At 64.1% G+C, this 13,907-nt stretch carries 12 protein-coding genes; 8 read left to right on the top strand and 4 right to left on the bottom strand.

What is annotated here, in order from left to right:
- A partial coding sequence (locus tag QZX93_RS18565; protein WP_295384796.1) for a DUF4351 domain-containing protein occupies positions 1-412 on the top strand: 412 nt, incomplete at its 5' end.
- A 51-nt stretch (positions 413-463) separates the two neighbouring features.
- Here the strand turns inward: QZX93_RS18565 and QZX93_RS18560 are convergent.
- A complete protein-coding gene (locus tag QZX93_RS18560) occupies positions 464-922 on the bottom strand; it encodes a DUF29 domain-containing protein (protein WP_295384794.1) in 459 nt (152 codons plus the stop codon).
- 194 nt (positions 923-1,116) lie between these two features.
- Here QZX93_RS18560 and QZX93_RS18555 point away from each other — a divergent pair, with 194 nt between their 5' ends.
- From QZX93_RS18555 to QZX93_RS18525, 7 genes are all read left to right on the top strand, one after another.
- Positions 1,117-2,697, top strand: coding sequence for a peptide chain release factor 3 (locus tag QZX93_RS18555; RefSeq protein WP_295384791.1), 1,581 nt, complete (start codon positions 1,117-1,119; stop codon positions 2,695-2,697).
- 446 nt (positions 2,698-3,143) lie between these two features.
- Complete coding sequence (locus QZX93_RS18550; RefSeq protein ID WP_295384789.1) at positions 3,144-3,902, top strand: formylglycine-generating enzyme family protein; 759 nt, start codon at positions 3,144-3,146, stop codon at positions 3,900-3,902.
- Positions 3,903-4,432: 530 nt separating this feature from the next.
- Positions 4,433-4,696, top strand: a complete 264-nt coding sequence (locus tag QZX93_RS18545; RefSeq protein ID WP_295384786.1) for a hypothetical protein — start codon at positions 4,433-4,435, stop codon at positions 4,694-4,696.
- A gap of 40 nt (positions 4,697-4,736) precedes the next feature.
- Positions 4,737-5,912, top strand: a complete 1,176-nt coding sequence (gene sat, locus QZX93_RS18540) for a sulfate adenylyltransferase (RefSeq protein ID WP_295384784.1) — start codon at positions 4,737-4,739, stop codon at positions 5,910-5,912.
- A gap of 40 nt (positions 5,913-5,952) precedes the next feature.
- Entirely contained in the window at positions 5,953-6,426 is a 474-nt protein-coding gene (gene aprB / locus QZX93_RS18535) for an adenylyl-sulfate reductase subunit beta (protein ID WP_295384781.1), read from the top strand.
- Positions 6,427-6,517: 91 nt separating this feature from the next.
- Positions 6,518-8,551 (top strand): adenylyl-sulfate reductase subunit alpha, encoded by a 2,034-nt coding sequence (aprA, locus tag QZX93_RS18530; protein WP_295384779.1) that lies wholly within the window; start codon positions 6,518-6,520, stop codon positions 8,549-8,551.
- 363 nt (positions 8,552-8,914) lie between these two features.
- Entirely contained in the window at positions 8,915-9,811 is an 897-nt protein-coding gene (locus tag QZX93_RS18525; protein ID WP_295384774.1) for a YkgJ family cysteine cluster protein, read from the top strand.
- Positions 9,812-10,088: 277 nt separating this feature from the next.
- On the opposite strand, the gene QZX93_RS18520 is transcribed toward QZX93_RS18525, so the two are convergent.
- Genes QZX93_RS18520 through QZX93_RS18510 form a run of 3 tightly spaced genes read right to left on the bottom strand, consistent with a single transcriptional unit; the run spans position 10,089 to position 13,907 of the window.
- Positions 10,089-10,991, bottom strand: coding sequence for a CoB--CoM heterodisulfide reductase iron-sulfur subunit B family protein (locus QZX93_RS18520; protein ID WP_295384772.1), 903 nt, complete (start codon positions 10,989-10,991; stop codon positions 10,089-10,091).
- Between the two features lie 10 nt (positions 10,992-11,001).
- A complete protein-coding gene (locus tag QZX93_RS18515; RefSeq protein ID WP_295384770.1) occupies positions 11,002-11,646 on the bottom strand; it encodes a 4Fe-4S dicluster domain-containing protein in 645 nt (214 codons plus the stop codon).
- Entirely contained in the window at positions 11,646-13,907 is a 2,262-nt protein-coding gene (locus QZX93_RS18510; protein WP_295384768.1) for an FAD-dependent oxidoreductase, read from the bottom strand. The genes QZX93_RS18515 and QZX93_RS18510 overlap by 1 nt, the downstream gene beginning before the upstream one ends.

The raw sequence follows: 13,907 nt of genomic DNA, 5'->3' as shown, positions 1-13,907 counted from the left end.
GTTTGTGCGGGTCTTGCTCCGGCGTGTGATGCCGGGCGAGAATCTGCCGGAAATCCACGAACTGCAAGAGGTCGAAACGATGCTGGCAGAATATGTCGAAGAGTGGACGGAGAAGTGGAAGCGCGAGGGGCTGTTGGCGGGGCGGCTGGAAGGGAAGGCGGAAGGCACGCTTGAGGGCAAACTTGAGGGCAAACTTGAGGGCAAACTTGAGGGCAAACTTGAGGGCACGCGCGATACGCTCAAGCGCCTGCTCTGGCGTCGCTTCGGCGAGCTACCCCCATGGGCCATTGTACGTATTGAGGAGGCGAGCATCGCGCAACTGGACGCCTGGGTTGACGACATCTTCGCGGCCGAGACCCTGGAGACCCTGCTGGATGGTTCGCCGCCGGGGTCCGACGTATCCGCGGGGTAAATTGAGCGCCCCTTGGCGGCGCCTCACCGGGCGCTCGCGGCGCCTTGCTATTCACCTCGTTCCTGAGGTGGGCCAGAACTCGGGGTTCAGGATCTCGGTCGTGGTCCAAGGGCAGTCGGCAGGCAGCAGGTCGAACCCGATACCGGTTTCACGCGCGGTCTCCAGGCGAGCATCGCCCCAGGTATCCGCCCACCAATCGGGGTCGGTCAGGGATGTCTTGAGGCTGGGGGTGCGCTCCAGGCGTCGGCTGACGCGCTCGCGTTGGTGGCGGATGGTGGCCTCCCAACTGCGCCCGCGGCGCTCGGGTTGATAGTGCCACTTCAGCAGATGGGCCAACAGGACCGCCATCCGGCTTTCCAACTCCCGCTGCTCGCTCTTGCCCACGTCTTCGATCTCCTCGGCAATGTGTTCGATGTCGAGGGCCTCGAAGCGGCCGGCCCGTAATAGTTGCGCCTGCTGTTGCGCCCAGGCGACCACATCGGTGTCATAGGTCTGCAAAGTCTCTGTCATGAATCCAAGCCCCTGAGCGGTCACGTTGGGGGGATTGTCGCCCAACTGGGGAGGGGGTTGTAAACCAACTTCGCAGGACCGCGCTAAAAATGTGGAATCGCCGGGCCACCAACTCGCCGCGCGCGGGATTCGCGCGGCGGGTTTATAATCCCGCGGTTTAGCCGCACCCCGGCCGCCATGCCAGTCTCCACCTTATGAGCGATCTTCTCGACCAACTGCGCCGCCGCCGCACCTTTGCCATCATCTCCCACCCGGACGCGGGCAAGACCACACTCACCGAGAAGCTGTTGCTGTTCGGCGGTGCCATCCAGATGGCCGGCACGGTCAAGGGCCGCAAGGCGGCGCGCCATGCGACCTCCGACTGGATGGAGCTGGAGAAACAGCGCGGGATCTCCGTGACCTCCTCGGTCATGCAGTTCCCGTACGGCGACTCCATCGTCAACCTGCTCGACACCCCCGGGCATGAGGACTTCTCCGAGGACACCTACCGCACCTTGACCGCGGTGGACTCGGCGCTGATGGTGATCGACATCGCCAAGGGCGTGGAGGAGCGCACCATCAAGCTGATGGACGTCTGCCGGTTGCGCGACACCCCCATCCTCACCTTCGTCAACAAGCTGGACCGCGAGGGGCGCGACGCGGTGGAGGTGCTGGACGAGGTGGAGTCGGTGCTCAAGATCCAGTGCTCCCCGGTGACCTGGCCGATCGGCATGGGCAAGCGCTTCAAGGGCGTCTATGACCTGCGCCACGACCGCACGCATCTGTTCAGCGCCCAGCACGGCGGCGGCATCCAGACCGGCGAGGTGATCGAGGGGCTGCACAGCCAGCGGATGGACGAGCTCCTGGGCGACCAGGCGGACGAGCTGCGCAGCGAGATGGAGCTGGTGCAGGGTGCCAGTCACCCGCTGGATCTCGATGCCTACCGCGCCGGCAAGCAGACCCCGGTCTTTTTCGGCTCGGCCATCAATAACTTCGGTATCAAGGAGTTGCTCGACGCCTTCGTCGACTATGCCCCGCCGCCGCGCGCCCGCTCCACCGTCCAGCGGGTGGTGCAGCCGGGTGAGGCGCCCTTCACCGGCTTCGTGTTCAAGATCCAGGCGAACATGGACCCGGCCCACCGCGACCGGGTGGCCTTCCTGCGGGTGTGCTCCGGCAGCTACACCAAGGGCATGAAGATGCGCCATGTGCGCATCGGCAAGACGGTGCAGGTGGCCAATGCCATCACCTTCCAGGCCGACGAGCGCCGCGCGGTGGAGGAGGCCTGGCCCGGCGACATCATCGGGCTGCACAACCACGGTACCATCCAGATCGGCGATACCTTCACCGAGGGCGAGGAGCTCAAATACGAGGGCATCCCCTACTTTGCCCCGGAGCTCTTCCGCCGCATCGTGTTGCGCGACCCGTTGCGCATGAAGGCGTTGCAGAAGGGCGTGGTGCAGCTCTCGGAGGAGGGCGCCACCCAGGTCTTCCGGCCGCTCAAGAACAACGACATGATCCTGGGCGCCGTGGGCGTGCTCCAGTTCGACGTGGCCGCCTTCCGGCTCAAGGACGAATATAACGTGGACGCGGTGGTGGAACCGGTGTCGGTCCACACCGTGCGCTGGATCGGCTGCGACGACCCTAAGATGCTGGAGCGCTTCAAGGAAAAGGTCTACGAGAACCTGGCGCTGGACGGCGACGACCAGTTGGTCTATCTGGCGCCCACCCGGGTCAACCTGGGGCTGACGATCGAGCGCTGGCCGGATATCCGGTTCTCGGCTACGCGGGAGCTGTAGGAGCGGCCCCCGCCGCGACGAGGGCACGCAGTCTGCGGGGGAAGCGGGCAACCGCGGCGTCGCGTCGCGGCCTGGGGGCCGCTCCTACGGGTTTCGACGCAGCGCAGACGTAGCCCGGATGGAGCGCAGCGGAATCCGGGGGCAGCGTCGCAGACACACAAGGAATCAGTGGGTTGCAGCCGAGACCTGGATTCCGCTGCGGCTGCATCCAGGCTACGGGACTCTCGTTCCCACGCTCCGCGTGGGAATGCCGCGCGGGCGCTGTGCGTCCCGTTGGCGACCGGACGCGCAGCGCCCGCGCTTGCTCCCACGCCGGAGCGTGGGAGCCAGATGTAACTGATATATCATCGGCTTGAACGCTGCGCGATTGTGCGGAGTTGGCGCCGCTACCCGATGCCAAGCCTGATTCGCGACAGACCGAGGTGACGGCCCCAACACCTGCGCCCTTGTCCAGCTTCCGTGACCGGCTCAAGGACGGCAGCGAAGGTCCGGAACTGGTGTGGTTGCCAACCGGGACCTTCCTGATGGGCTCGCCGGCCGGCGATAAGATGGCCTTCGACGACGAGCGGCCCCAGCACGAGGTCCGCATTGCACGGCCCTTCGCCATCGGCCGGGTCCCGGTCACCTTCGCTGACTATGACCGGTTCTGTACCGTCGCCGGTCGCGCACGGCCTGGGGATCAGGGCTGGGGTCGCGGCCGGCGCCCGGTCATCAAGGTGTCCTGGGCGGACGCCGTCGCCTATTGCGTCTGGCTGACCGAGCAGACCGGCCGGACCTATCGCCTGCCGAGCGAGGCGGAGTGGGAATACGCCTGTCGGGCGGGGACCCAGACCCGCTGGTCATTCGGCGACGACGAACAGGCCCTGGGCGATCACGCCTGGTTCAACGGCAACTCGGGAGGCCAGACCCACCCGGTCGGTGAGAAGCGGCCCAACCCCTGGGGGCTGCACGACCTGCACGGCAATGTCTGGGAGTGGGTCCAGGACCATTGGCACAACAACTACCAGGGCGCAACCCCGGACGGTCGTTCCTGGGAAGACGCCTCGGGCGAGTGGCGTGTGCAGCGCGGCGGTAGCTGGATCAGCTTCGGTCGCTACCTGCGCTGCGCTTACCGCCACCACTACGGTCCCGGCGGCCGCTTCCTGTTTGCCGGTTTCCGGCTCGTCCTAGGTCCCCAGCCCAAGCAGGGGCAGGCAGACGGATAGGGAGCGGGGCCGGACTGCCCGCGCAGGGAGCGAGCGGCAGCGAGCGGACAGCGCGGGCGGTCAGGTCCCGCGGGGGGCGTCATTCCGGCCGCGACGCCGGAATCCAGGCCAGGGCCGGTGTGCCTGACCTTATCCGGCTGCCGCGCGGCCCCACGGGGCATGGGCTGCTAAACCCCACCAACACCACTGGCGCCGGACCTTCTCGCTTGTCCCTGGCCGATCCTAACCGGGCATCTGCACCCCGCCGTCCCGCCCAGCCACCTCCGGTCTTGCCGGTTGAGTGTCCTAACTGCCGAAAGCCGGCTGCCTCAGCCATCAACCGTCATCAAGCGCCTTGCCCGGCGCCCTGCACGCGGCTAAGATAGCCGGCATAAGTACATCAACAGCTACTTATGCGGTTTCGGATGGTTGAATTTCCTATCCGTCGGAGTTTGCGCGAAAAAGGCGACCTCATCATGCCGGGCATCGGCGGCTCCACGCCGCCGCGCGGCCTCGTGACGCACGCCTCATAACAGAGCGTGTGCGATGACATGAAAATGGCCGACGGCCTGTTCTGGCCCATCCCCATCACCCCCGCGGGCGCCCCAGTGGCGGCCGTTGCCTTTACGATTCCTGGTGAAAACACCGTCACCGTTGCGGATGGCACCGCCATTGCGGCGGCCATCGGCGTCACCGCAACAAGCGCTCATCGCGCACGGGCAGGCACGCGTCATCCTGTGCAGACCTGTCATCCCTTGTACCGCTCGCATGCGTACCACCCTGAAAATCACATGAGAAGCTCCAGTCTACCCTGAGGTAGCGCCCCGGGTTTCCGATCAATGAGGACAAATGGCGATGAAATTGGTTGATCCACATGGTGGCGGTGACTTGCTGCCCTTGCTGTTTGAAGGTGAGGCACTCGAGCGTGAGCGCCGGCACGCGGCCACGCTGCCCACCCTGCGCGTCAGTCAGCGCGAGAAGGGCGACATCATTATGCTGGGCATTGGCGGCTTCACGCCATTGCAAGGCTTTATGACACATTCGGACTGGCGAGGCGTGTGCGATGGCATGAAAATGGCCGACGGCCTGTTCTGGCCCATCCCCATTACACTCTCGGCGACCGCGGCGGCGGCCGATGCCATCTCGGTCGGCGGTGAGATTGCGCTCACCGACCCGGATGACGGCAGTATCCTGGCGACCATGCGGGTCACCGAAAAATATGCCATCGACAAGTCGCATGAATGCGCCATGGTGTTTCAGACGACCGACCCGGCACACCCTGGTGTGAAGCTGGTGATGGACCAGGGCGAGATCAACCTCGCCGGCCCACTCAAGGTGCTGTCCACCGGCGGCTTTCCGGAAAAGTATGGCGAACTGTTCAAGACGCCGAAGCAGACCCGCGAGCTTTTCACCGTCTTGGGCTGGTCCAAGGTTGCGGCCTTCCAGACCCGCAATCCGATGCACCGCTCGCACGAATATCTGGCCAAGGTCGCGATCGAGACCTGCGACGGCGTGCTCATCCACTCGCTGCTGGGCAATCTCAAGCCCGGCGATATCCCGGCCGAGGTGCGCACCAAGGCCATTGGCACCCTAGTCGACAATTATTTCGTCAAGAACACCATCGTGCAGGCGGGTTATCCGCTCGACATGCGCTATGCCGGCCCGCGCGAGGCCCTGCTGCACGCAGTGTTTCGGCAGAACTATGGTTGCTCGCACCAGATTGTCGGGCGCGACCATGCCGGCGTGGGTAGCTATTACGGCCCGTTCGACGCCCACCACATCTTCGACCGTCTGCCCGCCGGCGCCTTGCAGACACAGCCGATGAAGATCGATGTGTCCTTCTGGTGCTACAAGTGCGGCGGCATGGCCTCCGGGCGCACCTGCCCACACACCGATGCCGACCGGCTACAGGTCTCCGGCACCCAGTTACGCAAGTCATTGTCCGAAGGCGCTGACGTGCCGACCGAATTTAGCCGCGCGGAGGTGCTCGCCGTCTTGCGCGAGTACTACGCGAGCCTTGACAGCGAGTGACATCGCCTACGTTCTGCAACCTGAGAGAGGAGAGACAACCATGCCAACCTATGTAAGAACCGACAAATGCGATGGCTGCAAGGGCCAGGACAAGACTGCCTGCATGTACATCTGTCCGCATGACCTGATGGCCCTGGACAAGGACGGATCGCAGACCGGACATGCCATGAAGGCCTATAATCAGGAGCCCGAGCAGTGCTGGGAATGCTATTCCTGCGTCAAGATCTGCCCGCAGAACGCCATCGAAGTGCGTCACTATGCCGACATCGTCCCGCTCGGCGGCTCGGTGCAGCCGTTGCGCGGCTCCGACGCGATCATGTGGACCATCAAGTTCCGCAACGGCACCATGAAGCGTTTCAAATTCCCGATCCGCACCACGGCCGAGGGTTCGATCGATCCCTACGGCGATAAGCCGATGCCCAAGGTCGCCGAACTGAGCGCCCCCGGGGTATTCACCAAGGAAATGATGGGTGGCTACCGTGCCGGCCGACCGGACGAACTGATCCGCAAATAGGCCGGTTTAACCATCCTGATTTATTGTGGGACAGACCGCGGCCCTACGCGCCGGGCCAGCGCTGTCGCCAACCAATGTAGAGGTGAATGCAATGTCGCAAGGTACTTTTGAGAATCCCACCGTCGTCGAGGAAGAACTCGACATCCTGCTGATTGGCGGCGGCATGGCCTGCTGCGGTGCGGCTTATGAGATGATGCGTTGGGCCGAGGCGGTGAAGGCCGAGACCGGCACCGAACTGCGGATCAAGCTGGTGGATAAGGCCGCCATGGACCGCTCCGGCGCCGTGGCCCAGGGTCTGTCGGCTATCAACACCTATATCGGCTCCGAGCAGGACCCGGCCGACTATGCCCGTATGGTCTCCAATGACCTGATGGGGATCACCCGCGACGACCTGGCCTATGACCTGGGTCGTAATGTCGACGATTCCGTGCATCTGTTCGAGGAGTGGGGTCTGCCGATCTGGAAGACCGATGCCGATGGGGTGCGTCATGATGGCGCCGAGTCGATCAAGGAAGGGCTGCCGATGCTCAAAGACGGCGGCAAGCCGGTGCGCTCGGGCAAGTGGCAGATCATGATCAATGGCGAATCCTACAAATGGATTGTCGCCGAGGCGGCCAAGAAGGCGCTGGGCCTGTCGCGTATCGAAGAGCGCATCTTCATCGTCAAGCTGATCAACGACAAGAACGACCCCTCGCGCATTGCCGGCGCGGTCGGCTTCTCGGTGCGCACCAATACCATCCATGTCTATAAGGCCAAGGCCATCCTGTTGGCCGCCGGCGGTTGCGTCAACCTGTTCCGCCCGCGCTCGGTGGGTGAGGGCACGGGTCGCGCCTGGTACCCGGTATGGAACGCCGGCTCGACCTACGCCATGGCCGCCGAGGCCGGCGCCGAGATGACGATGATGGAAAACCGCTTCGTGCCCGCCCGCTTCAAGGACGGTTACGGCCCGGTCGGTGCCTGGTTCCTGCTGTTTAAGGCCAAGGCGACCAATGCCTATGGCGAAGACTATATGGTCAAGAACAAGGAGATGCTCAACGACTACCCGCCCTACGGCCAGGCCGCCGTGCCTGCCTCCTGCCTGCGCAATCACTTGATGCTCAAGGAGATGAAGGAAGGCCGCGGCCCCATCTATATGGATACGGTGACGGCGCTGGCCAAGCTGCGCGAGACCCTCTCGCCCAAGGAAGTGAAGCACCTGGAGGCGGAGGCCTGGGAAGACTTCCTGGATATGTGTATCGGGCAGTGCGGTATCTGGGTCGGCGAGAACATCGAGCCCGAGAAGAAGAACTCCGAGCTGATCCCCACCGAGCCCTACCTGCTGGGTTCGCACTCCGGCTGCTGCGGCATCTGGGTCTCGGGGCCGACCGATGTGGGTGCCCCCACGGCCGCTGAAGGCGATTACGACGGCGTGCCGGCGCACCTGCCGCGCGGCTGGAACTGGGGCTATCGCTCGATGACCACCGTGAAGGGTCTGTTCACTGCCGGCGACGGCGTGGGGGCCTCCGGTCACAAGTTCTCCTCGGGTTCGCATACCGAAGGCCGGCTGGCCTCCAAGGCCATGCTCCAGTATGCGCTGGACAACAAGGATTGGACGCCCGAGCTCGATACCCCGGTGGATCAACTCGCCGCCGAGATCTATCAGCCGGTGCGTAACTACCTGGAGCAGAAGGACTACACCACCGCCATCGACATCAACCCGCACTACATCACGCCCAAGATGTTGCAGTTCCGCCTGCAAAAGATCATGGACGAGTATGTGGCCGGCACCTCCACCTATTACAACACCAACGACAAGATGCTGGGGGTGGCGGAGGAGAAGCTGGGGATGCTCAAGGAGGATTCGGCCAAGATGCGGGCCAAGGACCTGCACGAGTTGCTGCGGGCCTGGGAGAACTATCACCGCATCATCACGGCCGAGGCCCACATGAAGCACATCCAGTTCCGTGAGGAGTCCCGCTACCCGGGCTTCTACTACCGCACCGACAAGAACTTTGTCGATGAGGAGAACTGGCATTGCTTCGTCAACTCGATCTATGACAAGACCACCAAGCAGTGGACCTGCTTCAAGCGCAAGCATGTCGACCTGGTGGACAAGACGAAGCTGTTCAAGGCGGCGGCACACTAAGCCCCCGGCGCGCATCGCCTAAGGCAGCAAGGGCCGGGCGCCGCAAGGCGGCCGGCCCATTTTTTTGCTGGTCATGGCGCCGCACTAAGCCGTAGGAGCGGCCCCCCGGCCGCGACCGGTTACTGCGCGGACGCTTCACCCTAAAGCCGGGAATCGCTCACGCCAAGGCGCCAAGATGGCAAGAAGAAACAAAGAGATGTGCGCAGCATCGGCATCACCCTGCGGGTGAGTCGCCGAACGGCGATAACGTTTTGAAAAATCTTGGCGAGCTTGGCGCCTTGGCGTGACAACTGCTCTTTCCGGGTTCACGGAACTATAATCAACCCTTACCAACGCCTTCCGCCGATCAACAAGGTAACCGCCATGCCAGATGACCAGACCCCGCCCTTTCCCAGCAGTCCGGTGGTACCCCAGACCTTTGATGACAGCAAGGTGATCCAGTTCCAATGCCGCCCGGGCATCGCCTGCTGGAATGCCTGCTGCAGCAACATCGATATCTCACTGACCCCTTATGACATCCTGCGTCTGAAGCGCCGCTTCGCCACCAGCTCAGGCGAGTTCCTGCGTGAATACACGGTCCCCTACGAGATCGAGCAGGACAGCATCGCCGGGGTCAAGCTGCGCCCGGTCGCCAATGGCACCGCCTGCCAGTTCATGACCCCGGCGGGTTGCAGCGTCTACGAAGACCGGCCGACCGCCTGTCGCTATTACCCGGTGGCGCTGCTGTCGCTGCGCCGCCAGGACGAATACACCGACCGTTCATCCTATGCCTTGGTCGAGGAGCCGCACTGCCTCGGCCACCAGGAGCCGCGCCCAATCAGCGTGGCGGACTATCGCAAGGAGCAGGGGCTGGAAGACTATGACAACCTGGCGCGCGGCTGGCGCCAATTGATCCTGAAAAAGAAATCATCCGGCCCAAGTATCGGCAAACCGTCCAAGCGCAGCCTGGAGCTGTTCTTCATGGTCTGCTATGACCTCGACCGTTTCAGTCAATTCGTGGCCAGCGAGGGCTTCAGCGACATCTACGACTTGCCGGCCGACGAGCTGAAAAACATCCTGTGCGACGACGTGGCGCTGATGCAGTTCGGCTTCCGCTTTCTGCGGCAAGTCCTGTTCGGCGAGGAGACCATCCCATTGCGCCGGGAAGCGGCGGAACAGCGGCGGTTGCGCCATATGGAGCGGCAACAGCGCCTCGCCACCGAGGCCGCGGCGCGGCGCGCGATGGAGCAGGATGAGATGTATGAGGACCCGAATGAGTGAGGTGCCTTGAGCCCAATGCCGTTAAGTTAAGACCCGGCGGCTCGCTGCGGGCATCTCGTTCCCACGCTCCAGCGTGGGAATGCCGTGCGGGCGCTCCGCGTCCGGTCCCGCCACCGGACGCGGAGCGCCCGCTCTTGCCCCCACGCAGGACCGTGTTAGCCAGCAGAATTCCCCTTGATCCTGATCCGGCCGCGGGGTAGAACACGCCCAACACATATACGTGACACCACCGCCGGTGCGGTGTTACGAGCGGCCCGGCGATGGCCGATCCTCGCGCCTACTTCTTGGCCGCAATCTGCTGCAATTTGGTCGGCGCAATGATATGGCCATCCAGTCCCGCCGCTTTGACTGAGCTGCCATAGGCGACCGCCATGAGTTGCGAGTAATAGACGATCGGCATTTTGAACTTGGTGCCCTGCTTGCGGTTGATCTCCGACTGGTAGACCTCGACATTGGCCTGGCACAGCGGGCAGGGGGTGACGAGCATGTCGGCACCCTGGTCGTAGGCCGCTTCGACGATGTCGCGGATCTGCTTCTGGCTCTTATCCGGCTCGGAGAAGGCCAGGGCACCGCCGCAGCAGGTGACCTTCTGGTCATAGGCCGTCAGCGCCTCGCCGCCCATGGACTCGACCAGTTGGTCGAGATACATGGGGTTCTCGAAGGACTCGCCGGCAATACCGAACGGGCGGTTGGTCTGGCAGCCGACATAGCCGGCAAACTTGATCTCGGCGAGCGACTTGACCACCGGCTTTTTGAGTGCGTCGTAGCCGAAGTCCTCGATCAGCACCTCGACCATGTGACGCACCGGCGCGCTGCCCTGGTAGTTCAAGCCCGCCTCTTTCAGCGCCTCGTTGGCCTGCGCCAACATCTGCGGGTTGCCGTCGAGCTTGTCCTTGGACTCGCGCGAGTTGAGCCAGCAGGCGGCACAGGTGGCGACGATGTCCTGGCCCGGCAGGTGCTTTGCCGCCAGGGTGAAGTTGCGCGCGTTCATCACCGCGCGCTCCAGTTCGCCGCCGCCGGCATAGGCGATGGAGGCGCCGCAGCAGTTCCAGTCCGGGATATTCGTGAGCTTGATGTCCAGCGTCTTGCACATCGCCGCGACCGAGGTCTGGAGGTTGGCGGCGGAGGCCTTGCTCTGCGAGGAGCAGCCGGGGTAGAACGCGTATTCCTTCTTGGCCATGGTCATTGCCTCAGTGGGTGGCGGGCGCGCGCTGCGCCTCGATTGCGCGGGCCTTCTTCAGCATCGCGGCAATGCCCTTCTGGTCCTTGGGACTGTGGCCGCTGATCAGCTCGAACGGGTTGAGCCGCCCGGCCTTGATCAGGCCAATGGCAACCGGAAGCATGTTCATGACCTGCTTGATGCCCGACACCAGGCCATCCTTGAAATACAGGCCAACGGTGAGCTTCATCTCATTGACCCGGCCGGTCTTGGTGCAGTTGTTCCAGAACTGGATGGAAAAGTCCCGGGTCGGCTGGTTCTTGGGCGCCAGCCCGAGCTCCTGGGCATAGCTGGCAATGCCATGCATGATTTGCGTGATCGGCAGCTTGCGCGGGCAGCGTACCACGCAGTTATAGCAGGAGGTACACATCCACATCGCATCGGACTTGAGCACTTCATCGCGCTTGCCGGCGCGGATCATCATGAAGATCTCTTGCGGCGGGTGCTCCCAATGGGGGCCGAACGGGCAGGAGCCGGCGCACACGCCGCACTGCATGCACATCTTGACCCATTCGCCGTCCTCGACATGCGCCTCGACTTCCTTCAAGAAGTTGTTGCGGTAGCGTGCGGCGACCGCGGGAATGCCCTGGTGGCCGGTGGTGCGCAGTGCTTGCATCAGTTGAACCCCTTCATCGGCGACATGCCGATGCGTTTGATCGTCTCCGCATAGTCGTTGATCAGGGCGGCCACGCGCTGGCTGTCGGTGATGGCGACCTCGTAGCTTGCCACGCGCTCGGTCTCCAGGCTCAACTGCTTGAGCGTGTCGTCGATCTTGCTCAGGCGATAGTGCGCCAGTTCCGACCCCTTGACGAAGTGGCACTGGTAATCGTCGCCGCGCTTGCAGCCCATCAGCATGACACCGTCCCAACCGCTGTTGAGTGCGTCGGTGATCCAGATGGTATTGACCGAGCCCAGACAGCGCACCGGTATGGCGCGCACGAAGGCGGAATAGAGGGTGCGTGACAGGCCCGCCATGTCCAAGGCCGGATAGGCATCGTTCTCGCAGGCCAGTAACAGGATGCGTGGCCGTTCGGAGAACTCGTCAGGCATGTCCAGCGACTTGATCTGACTGCCCACGGTATCGACCGAATAGTTCTCAAACGAGATCACGCGTACCGGGCAGGCGCCCATGCAGGTGCCGCAGCGGCGGCAGCGCGATTCGTTGAAGACCGGGAAGCGCCGCTCGTCCTCGTCGATGGCGCCGAATGGGCATTCCACCGTGCAGCGCTTGCACTGGGTACAGCCTTCCAAACGCACGATCGGGTAAGACAGGTCGCCCGAGCGTGGATGGGCGGCGCGGCCCAGCGCGGCGTTTTCCACCGCCTGGATCGCCTTGAGCGCGGCCCCGGTGGCGTCGTCTGTGGCTTGCAGCATGTCCATGGGACGGCGCACCGGGCCGGCCGCGTAGATGCCGGTGCGGCGCGTCTCATAGGGGAAGCAGATGAAATGCGAGTCGGTGAGTCCCGCCTTGAGCTGCGGCAGGTCGGGTCCCTGGCGATAGGTCAGGTTCAGGATGGAGGGCGGTAGGTCGACGGGCGTCGCCACGGGAGTCGCCTCCGCAGGGGCCTGGTCGCCGGACGCTTGCTCCTCAGTCGCCAGCTCTACGACGAGGTCGATGTTCACGCCCGAATTGGGCACTTGGCCGGTGGCCAGCACCACCAGATCGGCGCCGAGCGTCACCTCCTCGTTCAGGATCAGGTCACGGAAATTGACGTTGCAACCGCTGCCGGCGGCCGTCACCGTGCTCACCTTGCCCTTGGTGAAGATCACCCCCTTGGTCTGGGCGCTGCGGTAAAAGTCCTCGCCCATGCCGGGCATACGCAAGTCCGTGTAAAGGACCACGGTGTCGACGTCCGGGTTGGCGTCCTTGAAATACATGGCCTGCTTGACGCTGGTGGCGCAGCAGTGACCGGAGCAGTAGGGCAGGTGGGTGCCGGTCTCGTCGCGCTGGCCGGCGCACTGGACGAAGACCACACTGTTGACCGCCTGGCCGTCGGCGCGCTGGATGGCGCCGCCGTCGGCGGCCTTGGCCAGTTGTTCAAGCCCGGCCTGATCGACCACGCCGGGCAGGCCGCCGCCCAGCTCCGGCAGCTTGGCCAGATCGTAGGTCGAGAAGCCACTGGCCTGGATGATGGCGCCGACCGTCTCTTGCGTGACCGCGCCGCTCTCGGTCGCGATCTTGACCGCAAAGCGGCCGGGTGCCCCGGCGGTCTCGGCCAGGGTGGAGGCCAGATGCACGCCGATCTTGGGGTGCGCCTCGACCCGGGCGATCAGCTCGGCCAGGCCGGTGTCTTGCGGCTCGGCATAGGGCTCGCGGAAGGGCACGCGCTTGTGTAGCTTGGCCGCCCAGCCGCCGAGTTGCGCCTGCTTTTCGACCAGCAGCACCTCGTAGCCGGTCTCAGCCGCCTCGATGGCCGCGGTGAGGCCGGTCATGCCGCCACCGACCACCAGGATGCGCTTGTTGGATGCGCAGTCCGGGTTGCCGGCCGGCACCGCCATCTTCTTGAGCTCGGCGCACCCCATGCGGATGTAGTCGTCGGCCATCTCCTGACGGACCTCGTCATGGTCGGTGCCCGGGGCGACGACCCAGAGTACGCCTTCGCGCAGATTGGCGCGCGCCATGGGGGTCTGGGGGAAATCGAAGGCATCGGTCTTGGCGCGGCGCGAGCAGGCGCCGATCAGGACATGGGTGACGCCCTCGTTGGCGATGTCGTCGCGAATGGTCTGCACACCCTCGGCGCTGCACAGGAAGTCGTGGCGTTTGATGACCTGCATCTTGCCTTCGCGCTTCGCCACCTTCTCCAGGGTCTCGAAATCGAGCACCTCGCCCAGGCCGCAGCCGGCGCACAGGTACGCGGCAAATTTATTGTCTGCCAC

It is taken from the genome of uncultured Thiodictyon sp. (genome assembly GCF_903946935.1).
Classification (GTDB): Bacteria; Pseudomonadota; Gammaproteobacteria; order Chromatiales; family Chromatiaceae; genus Thiodictyon.
The sequence above is the reverse complement of the archived record's forward strand: the minus strand, read 5'-3'. Positions and strand labels throughout refer to the sequence as shown.

Coding starts and splice junctions, on each gene's coding strand:
- QZX93_RS18560 (WP_295384794.1), bottom strand. CDS start 922: ATGACAGAGACTTTGCAGACCTATGACACCGATGTGGTCGCCTGGGCG.
- QZX93_RS18555 (WP_295384791.1), top strand. CDS start 1,117: ATGAGCGATCTTCTCGACCAACTGCGCCGCCGCCGCACCTTTGCCATC.
- QZX93_RS18545 (WP_295384786.1), top strand. CDS start 4,433: ATGAAAATGGCCGACGGCCTGTTCTGGCCCATCCCCATCACCCCCGCG.
- sat (WP_295384784.1), top strand. CDS start 4,737: ATGAAATTGGTTGATCCACATGGTGGCGGTGACTTGCTGCCCTTGCTG.
- aprB (WP_295384781.1), top strand. CDS start 5,953: ATGCCAACCTATGTAAGAACCGACAAATGCGATGGCTGCAAGGGCCAG.
- aprA (WP_295384779.1), top strand. CDS start 6,518: ATGTCGCAAGGTACTTTTGAGAATCCCACCGTCGTCGAGGAAGAACTC.
- QZX93_RS18525 (WP_295384774.1), top strand. CDS start 8,915: ATGCCAGATGACCAGACCCCGCCCTTTCCCAGCAGTCCGGTGGTACCC.
- QZX93_RS18520 (WP_295384772.1), bottom strand. CDS start 10,991: ATGGCCAAGAAGGAATACGCGTTCTACCCCGGCTGCTCCTCGCAGAGC.
- QZX93_RS18515 (WP_295384770.1), bottom strand. CDS start 11,646: ATGCAAGCACTGCGCACCACCGGCCACCAGGGCATTCCCGCGGTCGCC.